Consider the following 17,786-nt stretch of genomic DNA (forward strand, 5'->3'; position numbering starts at 1 on the left):
GGTTTCGCATGCCAAACGTAGCCTGAACGCCGCTACAGGCAGCAAGGACGGCGCAATGGATCAGTATGACGTTGGGGATGACGCGGATCGGCCCTACTGGCTCAGCGTGCCGCCGCAGGACTTCACCGCGCTTGTCGACTTCATCATGCCGGAAATAGAAGCCAAGCTGGGGCGCGATGGCGTTTTTGCCCCCCTGGGCGCGCTGATGGCGCGCGAACCGTATCGCGGCGCCATTGAACTGTTCGATGAACCAATGCCGGACAAAAAGGACGGCAACACCCAGCTTGACCATCTCAAGCAGGCCCTGCGTAACAGGGTGGCCTGTAGCCACCAGCGCGCGGCGGTGGTGGCGGCCAACTGCACCGTGCTGCTGCCCGGTAGTGGCAAGCAGGCCGAGGCTGCCGTGCTCATGTGCACGCATCGCGATGGCACGGCGGCGCATTACGTCTATCCCTACACCATAACCAACGGCAGGGTCACATTCGCGCCGCTTGAAATGACGGAAGGCACGCAGGACATCTTTCCGCCCATCCGCCTGCGCCCGTGGATACGCGAAACATGCCCGCCGCGCCCGGTTGGCTACCAGGTGGGCCTGTTCCTGTTCCACGGTATCGACCGCGAGACCGTGCTGCACCGCATGCACCTTGCTGATACCGGCAGGCCAGAGGCCGACTGTCCGGCACCTGCCGCCATTGCCAGCCTGGCTGATGGATGGACGGTGGTATGGTTCAATGATTCTGCCGCAGCCCTTCATCATGCCACGCATATGGAACACTATGCGGCGGGGTGCACAGCCCTTGCCTTATGTGTCGATGAACCGGATTATGTGACGGAAGCCACCGGCTATGCCAACGGCGCATGGTTGTGGACCGTGCGCCATGTTGGTACGTCACGCACCCGCTCGCTACCCGGTGGCCCGCATGACCTGCACGTCACCGGCACGCCGCCTGCGCAACTGGCCGCGATTGTCACGGCCATGCGCAAGGAGGAGGCGGATAGCGGCTACCTGCCGGATATGATTGATTTCTACTTCGACATACCTGTGGAACTCATTTACGCACTCACCGGGTTTCGATACTGCCAGCGGGACTATGATAGGGCGCGCGTGACTTTTAATACGCTCCTATTGGCCATGCCGACAGGTTGAGCCATGCATCTGTTTACCGTGTGTGACATGATCTATGCTTGTGGGCCAGCGATTGCGTTTTTCAGACGGTTGTAGCGCGCCATCAGGTTTGGAACTGCGGGACATAGGAAATGGAACCCCACACAAGGGGGTTCCTCCTCTTCTAAGACGCGTCTAAGCGGCCTCTCATCCACTAGTTAGAGATCAGCACTTCCCCACGTCGCCCGCGAGCATGCGCCTCTCTGCTTAACGAGTAGGACACGTCAACAGCCTCGATATCAAACCGACCGAACAACTGACGCACCTCTGGCGTATCATTCAGAGACATGATGAACCTGCCCTTCAGTCCTGCCAGCCCATCCAGCAGCACCTGAAAGTCCTCACGCCGGAACGGCGCACCGTAATCGTCCTCACAATTCCAATACGGCGGATCGAGGTAGAACAGCGCATCAGGCCGGTCATACCGACGCAAAACGTCAGCAAATGGCAGGCACTCAATCGTCACCCGACTTAGGCGCGCATGAATATCCGCCAGGACAGGTTCCAGCGTGTGGACATCGAACCGGGCTGGACGGAGCGACACCCCGAAGTTCTGCCCATTGACCTTTCCACCAAAAGCGAGGCGCTGCAGGTAAAGGAACCGCACTGCACGCTCCAGATCAGTCAGGCTCTCTGCCTCTGCCGCTTTCAACCGCTCGAATTCATCACGGCTGGTCACCTGCCAGCGCAACATATCCATCAGCGGCACATAATGACGCTGCAGGATACGGAACAGATTCGCCACGTCGCGGCTGTAGTCGTTGATCACCTCGACTTCTGCCCGGAATGGCCGCTTGAGGAACACACCTCCCATGCCCACGAAAGGCTCGACATAAATGCGGTGTTCAATGCCTCCAATCCGCGCGACGAGTCGACGGGCCAGGTTGCGTTTTCCACCGATATAAGGCGCTGCCGGTTTTACAGGCCGACAGGCTTCCAGTCTGGACTCCATAGGTAACAGTCACCGATATAGCCCACGCCGCTGCAGCGGTGGCGGGGCGGTTTATCCGTGCGTGCTTCCGGCACGCGGTTCAGGTGCATCAACACCTGCAACCCCCGCCGTCTCAGCCGCGTCCGGCGTCTCGGCGGAGATAGGATAGGACGGCAGCGGCTCAAACTGCCGGAGTGGCCGCCCGTCTTGTGCATCCAGTTTATGCACCACCAGCCGCGCTGCGATGGCCTGCGCATAGACTTCCTGCAATGTGTCATCCTGCGCCCACCGCTGCTGGGTCAGCACGTCAACACGGTGCATATGATCGACCAGCAGTTCATGGGTCTGGGCAACCAACTCCAGCGCCTGCTGCCCTGCGGATAGCTGCTCCTGCCGTTTGGCCAGACGGTTCTTGGCCACATTGCCATACCAGCCGCTAATCAGCCCCAGTCCGCCCTCGATCAGGCCAGACCAGGCATTCACTACATCGAAAAAATGCCCGATCACGATGCTGTCGCCTGACCGATCTGCTTGCCTCCAGCCCACAACCTGCCACTGTCATCCACCGCCACCAGATTTTTGCCTCCGGCCGCCGCAGCCAGCAGCGCGCCACAAGCTACCGGCGGCAGCACGGTTCCATCGCTCAGGGTCACGGTCATCTGCCCCTCCTGGTCAAATGCCACGGACTGGATCGACACGGGGGTCGTAGCTGCGCCACCGGGGCTGATTTCCACCACCATGGGGCTGTTGGTCAGCAGATCGGCACTCATGCCTGTGCTCCTGTCGGCTGCTCCGGCTGCGTGATGGCCGGAACCACAAACACACGCCATGTGCCAGTCTGGCTGACCACGCCGTTCGGCCATGTGGTCTGGAGATCGACAAAATAGGCTCCGGCAGCCCAGCCAGCCGTATCGCCAGCCGTCATCTGGATCACGCCTGTGCGGCCTGCCACGGGTTTGACCGTAACCGTGGCCACCAGATTGTTCAGGCTGTCACGCATCTGGCAGGCAAATGTGCAGCCGGTCAGGTCGGCCGGGCCGCCTGCGCCATCACGGATCGCGGCAGCCAGCAGGAACGTAGTGCCCTGTTTCAGGATAAACCCGTTCACGTTGCCGCCACAGCAGCCGTGCTGGCCGTCATCACATCCGTGGGCTGGGCAGGCAGCGCCGTTCTGGTGGTGTCGGTGCCACTGGCGATCGCTGTGACGGCCGTCACGTAGGCTTTCATGTCCGCCGTAAAGGTCTCGCCCATCGCAGTGGCAAGGTTGGCCTGCTGGATGATCCATGCCTGCGCACCCTGCGCCTGCGTTGCCAGAGAAACCGTGGCCGCAACAGGCGCTGCAAATGCCCACGCTCCTGCAGCCGATTTTGTGGCCGTCCAGTGCTGGTCAGGCACTGGCGTCACGCCAGTCACATCCACACATGCCGCCACGAAGTCGGGGGCGTAGAGCGTTGAGAGATCAGCCTCGGTCGTGATGATCTGCCCGACCGTGCCCTGCGGGCTGATCCAGGCATAGGTTTTTGCTGTCATGGGTTACGCGCTTTCATCCACAAGCCATTCCTCGATCTCGACAAGGCCATCCGCCCCTGCGCCGCCGGGCATCGCGCTGGCCTGATTCTGGGGCAGACAGATGCCTGACCCGCCCGTGCCGGGGTTGGTGGCGTCCCATGCATTCTGGCTCGCGCCATCAACAGCGGGCGCGCCGTCGCCGTAGGCGCTGCCGCCGCCGGGGAATGACAGCAGACCGGCCGACGACATGGCAAAACACATGGCGGCACCGGGAGAGCCGCCACGAATGCATCTTTTTATGTTCGTGCCTGTGGCGACCGCCGACTGGATGCTGTTGGACGATGACCAGCCCGCGCTATTGGACCACGTGCCCGCGTTGCCGCCGTAACCGCCAACGCAGGTGAGCAGGGAGCCAAAGGAACTGGCACCCCCGTTATTGCCGGGCAGCCCATTGATCGCGCCTGACGTGACCAGGCGCGGGGCACCTGCCCCGACCGTGACGGGAATGGACCCGTCTGTCAGTGCCGCCTCGATATCAGCCAATGAATACTCGGCCTCGGCGAATGTTCCGCCGCCGCCCGAATGCGCCACGGATACGCTGGCACCCTCGTTGTATGCTGCCGATCCGCCGCTTCCCCCGGCACCCTGCACCCGGACGCGCCAGAAATTTGCGCCGGGCGTAGGGGTGAACGTGAATGTTCCGGCCGTATCGAAGCGCTGGATTTTCAGCAGCCGTCCCGGTGTCAGGGTGGCAACCTGCCCCATCACAACCGGCTGCTGGGGCAGCGTGGCGTTCGGGAGCAGCGTCGACTTGACCCCGGACAGATCGAGCGTGCCGGTCTGTAACGCCAGCGTGCCCGCGTTCGCAGTGCCCGGCGTGCCGCCCGTTACGGTCAGGGTGGCATCCGGCGTGGCGTCACCCGTGGCAGGCGGCCCTGCCGACCAGAACCGCTGCGTGACCGTGCCCGCAGCGGCCTTGCTGCCCCAGTCCATATCGCCAGCCACGTTGCCGCCGCCCAGTGTCAGCAGACCCACCGTTTTCTGCCCGTCACCCGTCCCATACGTGAACACGGGCGAGGACAGTGCGGTGGACCAGTACAGCGCCACCCCGGCCAGATCGGTCGAAGCCTTGCCCAGCGTGCCCGATACACCTGCCGCCGCAGCAGCGGCTGCCAGTTCCTGCACCGCCTTGCCCACCTGCGTGTGGTCCGACCCGTTGGGCACAAGACCGGCCAGCAGCACCAGATTGACCAGCTCGTTGCGGTTCATGTTGAAATCGGCTTCGACCAGGTCCGTGCCCTGCACGCCGGATTGCAGGTTACGATCCACGAACTGGCGACGGCCCTGCGCGTCCGTCACGAAACCACTGGCTGTTGTGTAATCGACCATCAGGCACTCACAAAATTGAAGACAACATCGGTATCGGCCTGATGCTGGCGGGTGATCGGGCACATGATCATCGCGGCCGCATCGGTATCGACAGGCGGGGTCACATCCCCGCAGACAGACGCGCCGCACACCGCTTCCGCGCATATCGCGGCATCGGGCACGAGGCTGGGGGAGCCGGTATGGATGTTCACCACCCACACGAAATAATCGTCCAGCGTGCTGCACACGGCCGCGCCACAGACCGCCTCGCCGCAGATGGCGGGTTGCGGCTCGTCAATGGTGATGGTCACACCCAGTTGGGCCGCCATCTGCACGTAATCGGCAATCCGCTGCCCACCCCTGCCGAGCCACCGCTGGGCCGCAAGCGCCTGGCGCTGGTCCACGGTCTCGGCCAGCGCATCACGGCCGCACGGATCAGGCCCCAGAACGGCCTCATAATCCGCCAGCAGCAGGGTTGATGTGCCAGGACCGATTTCCTTGACCATCGCCTCGATGGCCGTTTCCAGATCAGCCACCGTGCCCGCAAACGGGGCCATGAAACCGGCATTGTTGCTGTCCGCCCGTTTCGACCACGCCCAGCCAGATGGCTGCAACCCGTGCAGCCATTCATCGAGCACCTGCTGCGTGTCGCGCGCCATCATGTGGGGGCCGTCCACGACACGGTGCCCACCACCAGCTTGACGTTGTTCGCAGGGGTCACGTCAGCTGCGGGCGCATAGATGCGGTGGCTGGTCTCGCCCGCCACGGCCGAGACATTGTCGGAAATCCGGCTCTTGTAAGCCGTATCGCCAATGTCCAGCTGCTCGAAATAGGTGGCCAGCTGCGCCAGAACGTCAGCACGGGCGGTCTGGGTGTCCGGGTTCAGCACAATCGCCATATCCACAGCCTGCGTCTGCCCTGCCACCACATAGGCATTTCCACGCACCGGGCGCTGGCTGTCGATATATGCCTGTATCTGGGCCAGTTCGGCCGCGTTGGGCGCAACAGCACCCGCCATCAGCACGATGATGCCCACCGTGCCCGTGCCAACCCAGTTGGCCACCACGTTCACATAGGTGGCACCCCCGGCAATGGCCCATTTACGGTAGTCAGCCGCATTGCCGCCCGCAGGCGGGTTACGGATCGCATCAATGATGCGGGCACGCCATACCTCGACAGCCTCAAGGTCGGCGCCACCCTCAATGCCGCCCTGGTCAACGGCAAGGCTCACCACGCCAGCCAGAGGGGAAACAAGGGTGAGCGTGGTCCCGGCAGTCAGATTGCCTGCGGTGCCCGCATCCTCGGCCTGCACCGGCAGCGACCCGGTCGCCCCGGCTGCAATGGCCACGGCCGCCGTGGTCTTCCAGCGCATGTTGCCCTGGCACAGCTCGGTGCCCTCGGGCACGGTCAGGTCGGCCGAGGCCGTGCAGTTCACGTTGCCTACGGCATAGGTGGCGGATGCGCGCGGCATCCCCCACTGGGTGGCATGCTGCGACAGCAGCCCATCCTCCGTCGCGGTCGTGACCATCAGCTCGGCCGCCACCTGCCGCAGGAAGGTATAGACCTCATACAGGCCAGAAGCATGCGCTGCCGCGATGACGTTTTCATAGGTGTTGGGCTGGCGGGCATCGAGCGTCACCAGCGTGCCATCCGTAGCCGTGAAGGTCTGCCCATCCAGAAACGCCGCGAACCGGGCGAATATCTGGTCAGGCGTCGGGATCGCCAGCGTCATGACGGCGTCACCGCCGTTGCCACCCGCGTGCCGTTCACGGCGTAGGTGATGCCGATCATGCCCGGCCGGACATACTGCGCCGCAATGTCCACGCTCACATTATGCCGCGCCTCAAGCGCCGCCATGCTCTCGGCGGCATAGGACAGGGCATTGAGCCGGGTCTGCTCGGTGCTGTTGGCCCGCACCAGCAGCCACATGCGTGATCCTGCCCGCTGCCCGGCCGGGAGGTAAACATCGCCCTGAAAGCCCCGGCGCGACAGCGGGGCCGTGCCCCCACCGGGCAGGTCATCATCCGCCCGCGCGCGCCGGTCGGTTCCGGCTGCGAGCAGCATTTCCGATGCCGGGGTGGTGTCGATGGCCACCGTGCCACGGCCCGCAGCCGTGGGCGCGATCTGGAGATCGCACGAACGGTGGGACGCCCGATAGGCGACCTGCGTGGTGGAAAAGGGAACGATTGCGGCCATGTCCCGCATCATCCCGAAATACCGCTCAGGTTTTCAGGGCGAAGGATTTCCCCCTATCCGGCAGGCGGTCCAGACTGGTCGGACCCGGCTGTCACGCCACCATGCGGGTGCTCGTTCAGCGAGACCGTCGCGGTCTTCACGTCGCCCTGGGTGGTGATGTCTTCGGTGGCCGTAATCGTGCCCTTGACCGATAGCGGCACATTGAGCTGCGCGCCCTTGGCCGTCAGGTCCAGTATCAGCGCGCCGCCGATGTTGACCTGCAATTCCTGCGCCGCGTCAATGGCCACGATCTTCCCGCCAATCATGTGGATGCGCTGGCCCCACGCGTCGTACATGACCGTCTCGCCCTCGGCCAGAGCGCCAAAACGCGCCACGGACGGGTTGGCAGGCGGCAGCGCCACAAGGTCGGCATGGTCGCCGCCCACGGCCACCACATGCGTCACCGCGCCATCGAGCGGCGCGTGCGAGGAAAAGCCGAACGGCTGATGCACCGGTATCTGGCTGCGGCCGCCACCGGCATGGGCCTGCGCGCTCACCACCTGCTCGCCGCCAGTGTCATCAATGGCCTGCACCACGGCGCGCACATGCATGCCGCGATAGGCCATCCACAGATGGTCATAGCTCATGAGCGTTTCCCCGCCGATCCGCTCCACGTGCTCAGATGGGCGGCGTGCTTGCGGCCCATGTGCGATCCATCCTCATCGCCCTGAAGGTCGTAGGAAAGCGGGTCCACCGTCGACAGCCGCGTGCGCACCCCGTCCTGCCCGCACATGAAACCCACCCCGCCGATCAGCCGGTCGGCACAGACAGCGCCATACCCGTCATTCACCCACACGATGGTGTTGCCCCGCCACGGCGTGCCGTCTGACTGGGTCAGGCCGGGCATGGCATATTCGCGCCGGGTGGATAGCGCCAGCCCCGAGCGCATGCGCCACATGGCCTGATCCTGCAATGTCCACGGGCTGGAATCGGTGCGGGCTTTCTGCGCCTTGCGCCGCACGATCCGCCGCCGCGCCTGATGCTGGCGCGCCACGGCACCACCGGCCGAGACCGCAGCCAGCGGCTCCACGCTCGAATCAAGCGGCGGGTTGGGCGCTGCCTGCGTCTCGGCCGAGCCGCCGCTCTGGGTCGCGGCCAGCCACACGCGCGGGCGATACCGCCCCACGGACGGGTCATAGGCATGCCCCCAGCGGATGATGGATGCCGCCTCATTCTGCGCGGGCGTCGGGGCTGATGCCTGCTGCGGCGGCAGTTCCGCCAGAGGCTCCACGCTCGAATCAAGAGTGGCTTTGGCGGGTCTTAAGAGGCTCTTGAACTGCCCCTTCACATACACGTCGCTATAGCGTTCACGGCTGGATAGCTGGAAGCGCGTGCCCAGGCAGTTACCGGGCAGCTGGATGGAATCAACGGCACGGCTGCGCCCCGCCTGTGTCAGCACCAGCCCGCCAATGCCGTTGGACGTGACCAGCACGCCGCGCTGGCGCGACAGCTTCTCGATGGTCGCCATGACCGGCTCGGCCGGATCGACCGCCACCACGCCGAACGGCGCGCCCAGATCGGTATCCTGCGTCACGGTGATGCCGAACGGCGCGCACAGCCGGGTCACGATCTCAAGCAGCCCCAGCCCGCGATATTCGTATGGCCCCATGGCATTGGCCGAGCAGTCCACAAGGTCGCCCGTCACGTCACGGCCCATGATCTCGCACCGCGCCATGTTGCCATCAATCTCGCCATCCACCTCATCCACCCAGCCGAGCATGACCGGGTGGCCGTTGATCAGGATGGTCACCGGATCATTCTCGCGGATCGGTCCCCATTCCGGCATCAGCCCTTCAATGGGCGCAAGTCGGCCCTGATCGCTGTAGTCGATGCGGAAGGAACCGGTGATGTCCATCAGGTCGGTCATGGTCTCGGCCGTGACGTAGCTGGTCAGCGTGCGGTTGTTCACGATCACGGTCATGATGTCGGTGGTGTCGGTCACGAGGGGTTCTCCAGCACGTCGATATTCCCGCCGCCCGTCAGCGCGGGCTGGATGATGCCATTACGGGTCACCATGTCATCAAACAGCGCCTGCACCTGATCAGGGCTGTCTCCCGCCAGCGCATAGGCCAGCGCCCATCCGCTCATCTGGCGCGCCACCGGCACGGACACGACCACGGGCAGACGCCCCAGCCGCGATGAAATATCGGCAATCACCGCAGCCCGCAGGTCGCGGATCGCGGCATACAGGTCGGCCAGCATGGGCATCGGGGCCGTGGTTGCCGCCACGGCCGTGGCATCGCCCGCAAGGCTGTCCAGTGCGGCCACCATCCGGTCGCGCCATGCCAGCGCATCGGTCTGGCTGGCAAAGGCAATGGCGGCCATCGTGCCCACCGCCTGCACCAGCATCTGCATCCGCGCCACCAGCCCCACGCTGCGTACGGCAGGCGCGGACATGGCGCTATTCGCCGCTGCCGCCGTCACGCTTTCCATCTGGCTTGCAGCCGTCAGCAGGGCCGTGGTCGCGGTGGCCGGGTCCACGGTCGCGGTCACGGCGTTATTGATCCTGCCCGATGAGGCCACGGCCGGGCTGTCCTGCGGTGCCATGGCGCTGGCGACCGCCTGCGGCACCGCCCCGATGCCGGTGGTGACCTGATCGGCATAGGTCGTGTCGGTGTTCTGCTGCGGCACGGGGAACCCGGCCGTGAGTGTGGCCAGCGGCGCGGCCACGGCGGCCTGCACCGGCTGGGACTGGGCTGCGGTCACCGCATCCCACATGCCTGCGGTCTGGGCCACGACCGTGTTCAGCCCCTCGGCCATCGCCAGCGGGATCACCAGCGGAGACAGCAGCTGGCGCATGGTCAGGATACCTGCGTCCCATAGCGCATCCGCCTTCTGCAATACGGCCGAGAGCGTATCGGACACGCCCGGCGTGTCCTGGTCGCGGATGAACGTGGCCTCGACCCGCGCCACCTCGTAATGCCGGTCGGAAAACGTGATGGAGGACGTGCCCAGCACGCGGCAGGTCAGTTCCCCCCACCACGGATGCACCAGCGTGCCCCGTCCGGGTGCCATCAGGGCCGCGCGCAGCCGCTGGGCACGGATCACATAATCCTCGCCCATGATCAGGCAGGTCACGCGCATCGGGCCTTCCAGCGCGCCCATGTCCTGATACTGCGCCTGGTCAACACCGGGGAACAGCAGCTGGATCACACGGCGGCCGACCGTATCCTGTGAATCCACCATGTCGAACGTGACGCCACGCCACGCCGCTGCCGACAGGATCGACTGCAATTCAGGGAAGGCAAGACTGCCCACCATGCCAGCAGCACCCGGCAGCGCGCCCGTGCCCATGCCCAGCATGGACGTGATATCCAGCCCACTCATGGCCGCGCCACCATCCGGCCGCGATCCGTGCGGGTGCTGGTGGTCACGGCACCCTGCGGGCCGTCCACCTGCTTGGCCTTCACGCCCTCGGGCAGCTCCAGCTGTATGACCGACCTGCTCTGGCCTGCGGTCGCGACCGTAGCAGGCCCCGGCGCGGCGGCATGCGCGGCAGGCGCACCGCCAGACATGCCCAGGTGGCGGCCCACCCAGCTATTGGCGATCTCTTTCTCAAAGTCCTGCCAGGGCGCTTTCAGCCGCGCGATCAGCGCCGTGAACTGGCCCACCAGCGCACCCCATGCGCTCGTCATCTTGGACATGAGGCGCGAGACAAAGCCGCCGGTCCAGCCATCAATCCAGCCTGTGAAGTCAGCGAACAGCTGGCGCACCACGCTCCACATGCCTCGCCAGTATTCTACCAATCCCCGACCGGCCTGCTGAATGCCCGCGATTGCGCGCTTCCAGTTGCCGGTGAACACGCCAGCAATAAAATTGCCGACACCACGCAGCATATCCTGAATCCCGTGGGTGCTCTGGCGGAAACTCGCGGCAAACCGGTCCCAGTGCCGCACGATGTCCATAATGCACGCAGTCACGATTACGGCCAGCAGCGTGAACGGGCCACCCAGCCCGGCTATCACGGTCTTCAGCAGCCCGAAGCCCGCCACCAGCGGCGGCCAGATGGCCCCGAGCGCGCCCAGAATGGTCGCCATGGCCAGCATGGCTCCCACGGTGCCGATAATGCCGGTGGTGGCACCGGGCACATGCTTGTCCAGCCAGTCGAACGCCTCGATCACATGGTTCAGCCCATGGGTCAGCACCACAAGGATCGGCGCGAACCCGGTGCCGATCCGGCGCTCGAGCTGGGCCAGCGTTTCCTCGAACGATTGCAGCTCGATGGACATGGACTTGCTGCCCGTGGCGAAGTCCTGGTTGACCATGTTGGGGTCGGCTCCCGCAACCTTGCCCCGGATCGAGAAATACTGGTCCAGATGGCCCAGCAGCGCATTCACGAACCCGCGGTCCTGCTCGTTGTGGAACAGCTCGCCGATCACCTTCATGTCCCGGCCGCCATTGCTGATGCGGTTCACCTTCTGCAGTACTTCGATCATGGGATCGACGCCCGCATCGCGGGCATGCTTGACCGTGTCCAGCAGATCAACGCCATACTTGGCGAAGTTCTTCGCTGCGGAAGGCGAGGTAATGGCCTGAAGGAAGGCGCGCATGTCGGTCACGGCTTCGCCTTCCGTGCCGGTGTTCTTGCGCATCACGGCCAGTGCGGCCGCCATGTCGTTCACGCCCTCGCGCCCATGCACGCCAATCGCGCCAGCCTGCGCCGCCACCTGCGGAAACAGCGGGGCCAGTTTCTCGAACGGGATATCCGCCTGCTTGCCCGCCAGCGCCATGGCCGACAGCGCGCCGGGCATGTCCTGCGCGCCTACATGCAGGTTCTCCTGCATGGCAAACGTGGTGCGGGCCACGGCATCGGGCTGGGCATTATAGGCCGTTGAGATATGGGCGACGGTTGGCATGACCGCGCGGATTTCGTCCAGGCTGTAGCCTTCGCGGGAGAAATACCCGGCTGCTTCGGCCAGGTCCGTGCCCCGCTGGCCGGTCTGGCGTGCCAGGGCGTCAATCTCGCGGCCGAAACTGGCGGTAAAATTGTCGTTCGCCGCACCATGCATATCCAGCCCGATGCCGATATGCCGCAGCGTGTTGTCGAACTCGGATGCCGCCTTGACCGGCTCGATCAGGCCAAAGCCCGCCATGGCAGCGCCCATGGCGTTTCCCATGCCTTTCTCGATCGATTCCTTGAAATTGGTCGCCGCCCCATGCACCGACGACATGAAGCCGCCCACCGGCCCGTCGCGCAGGGCGGCCATTGCCCCTCTGATCCGCCCCAGCGCGGATACGGACTGCGCCGCCGCCGCCTCGGTCGCGGTGCCGATGGTCTCGATCCCGGCCGTGCTGGCCTTCGCGGCCTGCCCGGTCTCGATAATGGCCTCGTTCAGGACTTCGGTAGCCTCGGCAGCGCCGGTCACCGCAGCGGCCCCGCTCTCGCCCAGCACGTCCAGCCCTTCGGTCGCCTTGGTCGCTGCGGCGGCGGTCTCGTTCAGGGCCGCGTTGAGTTCTTCGGTACCGGTCGTGGCAGCTGCCACCGGCTCCAGCATCCCCGCAAACGGGTCAGCCACGGCCGCGATCTGCCGGATGGTCTCGTGTATTTCCTGCAGCAGCTTTTCCAGCCCGGCCAGCGGGCTGGAGAGTTCATCCTGCATGCGGAGCCGGAAGGAGGCTGTCAGCGCTTCAGACATCGTTACTACCTGTTTTCCGTCTGCGCCCTGATCAGCTCCGCCAGTTCGGCATTGGCATGTGACCAGAACGCCAGCCTGCGGGGCGTCATGGCCAGCAGTTCATGCTCGCCCCAGTGCAGGCTGGATGCGAGCGCTGCCATTCTTACTGGCCAGTCTTCTGGCCACTCCCGGTAAAAACCTGAATGATCTTGCTCGCCTTGAAGAAGTCGCGGGCATCCATGTTGCGCACGATGGCATCGGCACGGGTGGATACAATGCGCAGGCTGGATACCATCAGGGCCTGCGTGGTCTTGGCCGCGTTGCCCTTGCCGATGGCGTCCAGCATCTGCGAGCCTGTCAGCGGGTGGAACGTCACCTCGTTGTAAGGCACGTCCTGCACGCCGTCCTGCGTTTTCACCCGCAGCACGACCGGCGTGGACAGGATCAGGCGGATCGTGCCGTTATCCAGCTTCTCCGCGCCTTCGGGCAGTTCCCGCGTGGCATCCTTCGGCCTGGTCTCGTCAACCACCACGCCAGCCTCACCGGCATCATCGGCCGACAGGGAAACCGCGCCGCCATCGACCAGCACGGATGACGCGCCAGCCCCTTCGCCCGCATGTTCGGGGATCATGATCACGTGCTCGGCCGCGTTCTCGGGGGTGTTCAATTCAGTATCTCCTCATAGGTCGCGAAATTCCACGTAATCGGCATCTTGCCGCCGTCATCGGTCATGGTCGGCGCGGACAGGATGTAGGCCGCAGGGATCACCCATTTCTGGCCGGTATCGGCCACGATCTGGAGTTCGCCACGGTCACGCGGCGTGAAGGCGGCAAGGCTCATGCCCTCCAGCAGCAGGGGCGTGGCCTTGGCTTCGCCAATCTGGAACTGCTTGCTGGGGTAGCCCGTAGCCCCCGCAATCTGGGTTACGTTCTGCATGTCCGGCAGGCGCAGCGATGACCCCTTGATGGCGTCATATTTCTGCCCCTGCCAGATGAAGGAAACTATGCCAACGGCATCGGTCATTTACTCAAAATCCTCAGCTCTGGATCTGGAAGGAATACGCCTGCACGATCAGTGATCCCGCGATCTGCATGGGCAGCGCGCCGTTCAGCCGGTTGGGCTTGGTGTCGTCAATCGCGGCACTGGCGAGCTTCGACAGGGTGGACGTGTTCTCCAGCCAGACCTGCTGCTCATACAGCTTGGTGCGCGACACCCAGCTGCCCACGGCCATGGATGGCGTCATCACGCCGGGCTGGGCCGCTGCAATGTCGGACGTGTCCGGCACCAGGTTGAAGCGCGGATACGTGTCACGCATGTAGGTCAGGAAGTCGTAGCGCACCCGGGTTGCCGTCTTGGGCACCATGATGTCCTGCCAGCTGGTATCGGGGTTGCCCTCGGCATCCTGCTGGTAGTTCGTGACCACGCGCTCGAGTTCCACCGTGCCGTCCTGCAGCACGCGGATGGTGCTCATCCCGCTTTCCAGCAGGATGTTGCGCTCGTCATCATCGAACAGGTCGGCCTCATCCGGCGCGCAGCCGGTCAGCCCGGTCAGCACCACCGTGTTCATCTGCCGCGACGGCTTGGCATTAAGCGAGGTGGCGCACACCGCGCACAGCACGGCCGCGACCTCGGACGGATGCCAGCGCGGGTTCTGCGCGGGCAGGCAGGACATGAACCGGCTGTTCAGCGTGCCCGCCAGCGTCAGGATTTCGCCATACGTGCCCCGGAAGCCGTAATACACATGCGTATCCAGCCGGGTCATGGCCTGATACCGGCGCGCGGTTTCCGTGCCCAGCCATGACAGGTTCGCCGCGTCGTTCAGGCAGGTGTACATGTCGGTGTACCATGTGCTGGACACCATGTTCACCGCAGCCGAGATATCGGGCGTGCCCGCGCCACCGGCCATGGCCGTGACGGCAACCGACACACCGGCCGCAACATCGCCCAGCAGCGTGCTCATGCGCAGGTCGATGTCGTTGGCAAACACGCCCTTTTCCACGGACGTGAACGTCACCGCTCCCAGCGCAGCCGCAGCCGTCAGGCCGGTTTTGAGCTGCACGGCAGGCGTCCACGCGGCCACCACGGCAGCCGCCATATCACCCACCGCCATCTGCGGGGTCACCACGAACGGCACCCTCACGCCCTTGGCCACCACCGCCATGGTCGCGTTGACCGCAGGCGTGCCGGTAAAGGTCAGGGTGCCGGTGGCCGCCGTCGCATCCGCTTCGGGGTCCACCATGATCAGGTCAAGCTGCACATAGGGCGCGGCCCCGACCAGGAGCGCTACCGAACGGGCCAGCATGGTATTGGCACCGGCCAGCATCTTCGCCTGGGAAGGCGAGACATTCCGGTAGCACACCAGCGATGTGCCAGCGCCGTCGCCCTTCTGCCCGATGGCAAGGATGCGCAGCGGCATGACCGTCAGCTGGTTGCCGGACGGCACCATCGTGACCTCGCCATACGCGCCGGGCACGTTCCATTCGGTCGGGATTTCCGTAAAATCTACCATTTACCGCTCACTTCGTGCTGGCTGGTTTGGCTGCGGCCGCAGGCGCTGCCGCACTGGGGGCAGCGGCCGGAGCCGTCGCCGTGGGTTCGGGGGCAACAATGTCGCCGCTGCGCGCGCGCTTGGCCCAGAACGGGTTGCGCAGGTCCACGGGGAACGGTTTGTCCTTGGGCGTGTAGGTGCGCCGGTTGGGGTCGATGATGCGGCGGCCCTCGGCCACCACCCTCTGCACGGTCATGTCTGGCTTCCCGTTGTGTCGATGCCCGTGGTGGCGACTTTCTCGCCATTCACCGGCATGCTCATGTTCATGCTGACAAAGCGGTTCAGCGTGGCGATGTAGGTGGCATCATCGAACGCGACGTTGCGCACCACGACCTCGATGGCGACAATGCCCTGGCCGTCATCCACCCAGTTCGCCACCTCGGCCGTGGTGCATTGCCGCACGTGGCAGGTGCCGATGCCCGCGATCTTCCAGCCCTGGAGCAGGTGCAGGCACATCGCGGCCTCGCCCATGATCCCGGCCACATTGGCATCCCCGGTGTAGATGTCCTCGAGTTCCCGCGCCTCGCTCAGGCAGAAGATCACGAAGACGAGGTCGCCCCGGTAAATCTTCCCGCAGTCGCGGTCTGGCGTGAAACCGGCCCAGCCCAGCCCGATCATGGGGGCGGTGCGGATCAGGTCTTTCCACATGGCGGGCGAGGACTTGGGCGGCACCACACGATGGCTGTAATAGGTGTCAGGGAAGATTTCCCCCAGCTTCCCGCGCAGCGCACGGAATGCCTGCGTGATGACATTGCCACCCCGCAGCGCCTCCAGCAGGGCCTGTCTCGTATCCATCAGAACGCCCCGCCGTTATAGGCCGGTCGGCGGCCCTGCACGCGGGAGAACGATGTGCCCAGGTTCGGGGCCTCATCGCCATCCAGCGTGGCATTGCCCTTGCCAATGTCGGACAGCCACGCCATGGCCCGCTTCACGTCCGTATCCATCTGCTCGGTCGGCTTTGTCTCACTGGTCGAGTTCAGGCTGTAGCGGGCCAGCACGCAGCACACGCGCACCAGCGCCGGAGAAGGAGTTGACAGCGGCAGCGCATACTGGCGGCGCAGGTAGCTGTCGATCACGTCCGATGCATCGGACAGCGCAGCCTGCACCTTGTCGGTGTCGATCCGCTCGCGCGGCTGGCCCTTGGGCGTGGTGACTGCGATCAGCTCGCTTTCCCCAAAGCGCTGCACCATGTCCGACAGCTGGGCATAGGGCATGGGTCAGTCCACCGCGATCAGGCACAGGTTGGTGTCAGCCCGCATGAGCCGCATCTGCTCGGGCGTGAAATGCCCGGCCGGATAGACCGCGAATGCGGGGTGCGCCACGCCCGCGCGGCGCTGGCCGGGGTCGCGGCTCATCACGATCAGGCTTTCCGGCCCGATGTCGCGCGCGCAGTCATTGGACAGCACATGCACGCACGCCTTGGCTGTGGCGGCGTTGCCGCCCTTGGGAGCGGTAGTCATTCAGGCGGTCTCCTTACGAGAGGTAGGTGCAGCGGACAGGCGTTGCGGTGCCCTTCCACTCGTTGCCGGTGGTGGTGTAGGTCGTGCCATCCGCGTTCAGGGACGCGATCAGGTCATTCTTCATGAGCGAGTTCGCCTGACCTTCCAGCGCCGGGGGCACCATCAGGATGTTCGGCGTGATCCCGTAGGAAATGCCATCCTTCCGGCGCAGGGCCGCCATGGCCGCGCGGGCCGCCCCATAGGTCACACCATTGAGCGGGCGGGTCGAGCGGTAGGCCAGCTGCCACATGCCAAAGCCCGCATTGCAGCGGCCGTCCACGCCCCATTCAAACCGCTTCTGGCGGAACACGTTCTCGTCCGACAGGCTGGTCTTGGGGGTGATCACGAACGGCCGCCGCTTCTGGAAGATCATCGGCTTGAGCGGGCGCTGGGTGTCGAACAGATACCACGCCGGGCCTGCCGTCTCGCCCTGCGCGGGGCCTGCATTGTTGCTGTAGGACACGACCTTGCCCGACTGGTCATAGTTGACATGGTCGGTGTCGAAGAAGTTCTGCCCGTCATAGCATTTGGTGGACGCGCCCTGGGCCAGCAGGCTGAAGATCAGCTGGTCAGGTAGCACACCGGCATTGTAGCCAAGCTGCTGGATGGCGATGTTGAAGATGCCGAAGACATCGTCCTCAAAGTCATCGCGGTCGATGCCGATCGTTTCCTCGAACGGCTCGTTGATGATGGTGAAGTTGCTGGCCGACAGGTCATGAACGACGCGGTCACCAGCCCATTTCCGCAGGCCGGGGATTTCGTCCATCTTCGGATAGAAGCTCTCGCGGGACGTGGAACTGGTCACCATGGAGATCAGCTCGAACTGCGAAGGCGCGACTTCCAGATACCGGTTATAGGCCGTGTTGACGTTGGCGTTCAGAATCTGAAGATTCGCCGCATTGATTTCGGGCATGTG

General features: G+C 64.7%; 23 protein-coding genes. 1 reads left to right on the forward strand and 22 read right to left on the reverse strand.

The window, feature by feature from the left end; all coding sequences use genetic code 11:
- Nucleotides 1-55: 55 nt before the first annotated feature.
- Nucleotides 56-1,147, forward strand: coding sequence for a hypothetical protein (locus tag QEG70_RS02360; protein WP_308719173.1), 1,092 nt, complete (start codon nucleotides 56-58; stop codon nucleotides 1,145-1,147).
- Between the two features lie 172 nt (nucleotides 1,148-1,319).
- Here QEG70_RS02360 and QEG70_RS02365 read toward each other — a convergent pair whose 3' ends face one another.
- Genes QEG70_RS02365 through QEG70_RS02470 form a run of 22 tightly spaced genes read right to left on the reverse strand, consistent with a single transcriptional unit; the run spans nucleotide 1,320 to nucleotide 17,783 of the window.
- Nucleotides 1,320-2,117, reverse strand: coding sequence for a DNA adenine methylase (locus QEG70_RS02365; RefSeq protein ID WP_308719174.1), 798 nt, complete (start codon nucleotides 2,115-2,117; stop codon nucleotides 1,320-1,322).
- A gap of 51 nt (nucleotides 2,118-2,168) precedes the next feature.
- Nucleotides 2,169-2,603, reverse strand: a complete 435-nt coding sequence (locus QEG70_RS02370) for a hypothetical protein (protein WP_308719175.1) — start codon at nucleotides 2,601-2,603, stop codon at nucleotides 2,169-2,171.
- Nucleotides 2,600-2,866 carry a hypothetical protein gene (locus tag QEG70_RS02375; RefSeq protein ID WP_308719176.1) on the reverse strand — a complete coding sequence of 89 codons (267 nt, stop codon included), beginning with the start codon at nucleotides 2,864-2,866 and terminating at the stop codon, nucleotides 2,600-2,602. Before QEG70_RS02375 ends, QEG70_RS02370 begins: the two co-directional genes overlap by 4 nt.
- The gene (locus tag QEG70_RS02380; RefSeq protein ID WP_308719177.1) at nucleotides 2,863-3,204 is read right to left on the reverse strand and encodes a hypothetical protein; all 342 of its coding nucleotides are present in this window, start codon (nucleotides 3,202-3,204) and stop codon (nucleotides 2,863-2,865) included. Before QEG70_RS02380 ends, QEG70_RS02375 begins: the two co-directional genes overlap by 4 nt.
- Entirely contained in the window at nucleotides 3,201-3,626 is a 426-nt protein-coding gene (locus QEG70_RS02385) for a hypothetical protein (protein ID WP_308719178.1), read from the reverse strand. Before QEG70_RS02385 ends, QEG70_RS02380 begins: the two co-directional genes overlap by 4 nt.
- A 3-nt stretch (nucleotides 3,627-3,629) precedes the next feature.
- Nucleotides 3,630-4,994 (reverse strand): glycine-rich domain-containing protein, encoded by a 1,365-nt coding sequence (locus tag QEG70_RS02390; RefSeq protein ID WP_308719179.1) that lies wholly within the window; start codon nucleotides 4,992-4,994, stop codon nucleotides 3,630-3,632.
- Nucleotides 4,994-5,635, reverse strand: coding sequence for a putative phage tail protein (locus QEG70_RS02395; protein WP_308719180.1), 642 nt, complete (start codon nucleotides 5,633-5,635; stop codon nucleotides 4,994-4,996). Before QEG70_RS02395 ends, QEG70_RS02390 begins: the two co-directional genes overlap by 1 nt.
- Nucleotides 5,632-6,705: a baseplate J/gp47 family protein gene (locus QEG70_RS02400; protein ID WP_308719181.1), complete on the reverse strand. Its 1,074-nt coding sequence runs from the start codon at nucleotides 6,703-6,705 to the stop codon at nucleotides 5,632-5,634. Before QEG70_RS02400 ends, QEG70_RS02395 begins: the two co-directional genes overlap by 4 nt.
- A complete protein-coding gene (locus QEG70_RS02405; protein ID WP_308719182.1) occupies nucleotides 6,702-7,169 on the reverse strand; it encodes a phage GP46 family protein in 468 nt (155 codons plus the stop codon). The genes QEG70_RS02400 and QEG70_RS02405 overlap by 4 nt, the downstream gene beginning before the upstream one ends.
- Before the next feature lie 53 nt (nucleotides 7,170-7,222).
- Nucleotides 7,223-7,795 carry a phage baseplate assembly protein domain-containing protein gene (locus QEG70_RS02410; RefSeq protein ID WP_308719183.1) on the reverse strand — a complete coding sequence of 191 codons (573 nt, stop codon included), beginning with the start codon at nucleotides 7,793-7,795 and terminating at the stop codon, nucleotides 7,223-7,225.
- Nucleotides 7,792-9,150: a phage baseplate assembly protein gene (locus tag QEG70_RS02415; RefSeq protein ID WP_308719184.1), complete on the reverse strand. Its 1,359-nt coding sequence runs from the start codon at nucleotides 9,148-9,150 to the stop codon at nucleotides 7,792-7,794. Before QEG70_RS02415 ends, QEG70_RS02410 begins: the two co-directional genes overlap by 4 nt.
- Nucleotides 9,147-10,535 (reverse strand): DNA circularization N-terminal domain-containing protein, encoded by a 1,389-nt coding sequence (locus QEG70_RS02420; protein WP_308719185.1) that lies wholly within the window; start codon nucleotides 10,533-10,535, stop codon nucleotides 9,147-9,149. The genes QEG70_RS02415 and QEG70_RS02420 overlap by 4 nt, the downstream gene beginning before the upstream one ends.
- Nucleotides 10,532-12,844 (reverse strand): phage tail tape measure protein, encoded by a 2,313-nt coding sequence (locus QEG70_RS02425; protein WP_308719186.1) that lies wholly within the window; start codon nucleotides 12,842-12,844, stop codon nucleotides 10,532-10,534. The genes QEG70_RS02420 and QEG70_RS02425 overlap by 4 nt, the downstream gene beginning before the upstream one ends.
- A 5-nt stretch (nucleotides 12,845-12,849) precedes the next feature.
- Nucleotides 12,850-12,984 carry a hypothetical protein gene (locus tag QEG70_RS02430; RefSeq protein ID WP_308719187.1) on the reverse strand — a complete coding sequence of 45 codons (135 nt, stop codon included), beginning with the start codon at nucleotides 12,982-12,984 and terminating at the stop codon, nucleotides 12,850-12,852.
- A gap of 2 nt (nucleotides 12,985-12,986) precedes the next feature.
- On the reverse strand, nucleotides 12,987-13,490 hold the full coding sequence (locus QEG70_RS02435) for a hypothetical protein (protein ID WP_308719188.1): 504 nt from the start codon (nucleotides 13,488-13,490) through the stop codon (nucleotides 12,987-12,989).
- The gene (locus QEG70_RS02440) at nucleotides 13,487-13,846 is read right to left on the reverse strand and encodes a phage tail tube protein (protein ID WP_308719189.1); all 360 of its coding nucleotides are present in this window, start codon (nucleotides 13,844-13,846) and stop codon (nucleotides 13,487-13,489) included. Before QEG70_RS02440 ends, QEG70_RS02435 begins: the two co-directional genes overlap by 4 nt.
- A 13-nt stretch (nucleotides 13,847-13,859) precedes the next feature.
- Nucleotides 13,860-15,332, reverse strand: coding sequence for a phage tail sheath subtilisin-like domain-containing protein (locus QEG70_RS02445; RefSeq protein ID WP_308719190.1), 1,473 nt, complete (start codon nucleotides 15,330-15,332; stop codon nucleotides 13,860-13,862).
- Between the two features lie 7 nt (nucleotides 15,333-15,339).
- The gene (locus tag QEG70_RS02450; RefSeq protein WP_308719191.1) at nucleotides 15,340-15,567 is read right to left on the reverse strand and encodes a hypothetical protein; all 228 of its coding nucleotides are present in this window, start codon (nucleotides 15,565-15,567) and stop codon (nucleotides 15,340-15,342) included.
- Entirely contained in the window at nucleotides 15,564-16,166 is a 603-nt protein-coding gene (locus QEG70_RS02455; RefSeq protein WP_308719192.1) for a hypothetical protein, read from the reverse strand. Before QEG70_RS02455 ends, QEG70_RS02450 begins: the two co-directional genes overlap by 4 nt.
- Entirely contained in the window at nucleotides 16,166-16,585 is a 420-nt protein-coding gene (locus QEG70_RS02460) for a gp436 family protein (protein ID WP_308719193.1), read from the reverse strand. The genes QEG70_RS02455 and QEG70_RS02460 overlap by 1 nt, the downstream gene beginning before the upstream one ends.
- A gap of 3 nt (nucleotides 16,586-16,588) precedes the next feature.
- On the reverse strand, nucleotides 16,589-16,831 hold the full coding sequence (locus tag QEG70_RS02465; protein WP_308719194.1) for a hypothetical protein: 243 nt from the start codon (nucleotides 16,829-16,831) through the stop codon (nucleotides 16,589-16,591).
- Between the two features lie 13 nt (nucleotides 16,832-16,844).
- Nucleotides 16,845-17,783, reverse strand: a complete 939-nt coding sequence (locus tag QEG70_RS02470) for a Mu-like prophage major head subunit gpT family protein (protein ID WP_308719195.1) — start codon at nucleotides 17,781-17,783, stop codon at nucleotides 16,845-16,847.
- Between the last annotated feature and the right edge of the window lie 3 nt (nucleotides 17,784-17,786).

This window comes from Komagataeibacter xylinus (assembly GCF_031081985.1).
In the GTDB taxonomy this organism is placed as follows: domain Bacteria; phylum Pseudomonadota; class Alphaproteobacteria; order Acetobacterales; family Acetobacteraceae; genus Komagataeibacter; species Komagataeibacter xylinus_E.

Excerpts from the sequence above, each read along its gene's own strand:
- QEG70_RS02360 (WP_308719173.1), top strand. The coding sequence starts at position 56 with ATGGATCAGTATGACGTTGGGGATGACGCGGATCGGCCCTACTGGCTC.
- QEG70_RS02375 (WP_308719176.1), bottom strand. The coding sequence starts at position 2,866 with ATGAGTGCCGATCTGCTGACCAACAGCCCCATGGTGGTGGAAATCAGC.
- QEG70_RS02365 (WP_308719174.1), bottom strand. The coding sequence starts at position 2,117 with ATGGAGTCCAGACTGGAAGCCTGTCGGCCTGTAAAACCGGCAGCGCCT.
- QEG70_RS02385 (WP_308719178.1), bottom strand. The coding sequence starts at position 3,626 with ATGACAGCAAAAACCTATGCCTGGATCAGCCCGCAGGGCACGGTCGGG.
- QEG70_RS02395 (WP_308719180.1), bottom strand. The coding sequence starts at position 5,635 with ATGATGGCGCGCGACACGCAGCAGGTGCTCGATGAATGGCTGCACGGG.
- QEG70_RS02405 (WP_308719182.1), bottom strand. The coding sequence starts at position 7,169 with ATGGCCGCAATCGTTCCCTTTTCCACCACGCAGGTCGCCTATCGGGCG.
- QEG70_RS02390 (WP_308719179.1), bottom strand. The coding sequence starts at position 4,994 with ATGGTCGATTACACAACAGCCAGTGGTTTCGTGACGGACGCGCAGGGC.
- QEG70_RS02445 (WP_308719190.1), bottom strand. The coding sequence starts at position 15,332 with ATGGTAGATTTTACGGAAATCCCGACCGAATGGAACGTGCCCGGCGCG.
- QEG70_RS02470 (WP_308719195.1), bottom strand. The coding sequence starts at position 17,783 with ATGCCCGAAATCAATGCGGCGAATCTTCAGATTCTGAACGCCAACGTC.
- QEG70_RS02420 (WP_308719185.1), bottom strand. The coding sequence starts at position 10,535 with ATGAGTGGGCTGGATATCACGTCCATGCTGGGCATGGGCACGGGCGCG.
- QEG70_RS02465 (WP_308719194.1), bottom strand. The coding sequence starts at position 16,831 with ATGACTACCGCTCCCAAGGGCGGCAACGCCGCCACAGCCAAGGCGTGC.
- QEG70_RS02410 (WP_308719183.1), bottom strand. The coding sequence starts at position 7,795 with ATGAGCTATGACCATCTGTGGATGGCCTATCGCGGCATGCATGTGCGC.
- QEG70_RS02425 (WP_308719186.1), bottom strand. The coding sequence starts at position 12,844 with ATGTCTGAAGCGCTGACAGCCTCCTTCCGGCTCCGCATGCAGGATGAA.
- QEG70_RS02440 (WP_308719189.1), bottom strand. The coding sequence starts at position 13,846 with ATGACCGATGCCGTTGGCATAGTTTCCTTCATCTGGCAGGGGCAGAAA.
- QEG70_RS02430 (WP_308719187.1), bottom strand. The coding sequence starts at position 12,984 with ATGGCAGCGCTCGCATCCAGCCTGCACTGGGGCGAGCATGAACTGCTG.
- QEG70_RS02450 (WP_308719191.1), bottom strand. The coding sequence starts at position 15,567 with ATGACCGTGCAGAGGGTGGTGGCCGAGGGCCGCCGCATCATCGACCCC.
- QEG70_RS02460 (WP_308719193.1), bottom strand. The coding sequence starts at position 16,585 with ATGCCCTATGCCCAGCTGTCGGACATGGTGCAGCGCTTTGGGGAAAGC.
- QEG70_RS02455 (WP_308719192.1), bottom strand. The coding sequence starts at position 16,166 with ATGGATACGAGACAGGCCCTGCTGGAGGCGCTGCGGGGTGGCAATGTC.
- QEG70_RS02400 (WP_308719181.1), bottom strand. The coding sequence starts at position 6,705 with ATGACGCTGGCGATCCCGACGCCTGACCAGATATTCGCCCGGTTCGCG.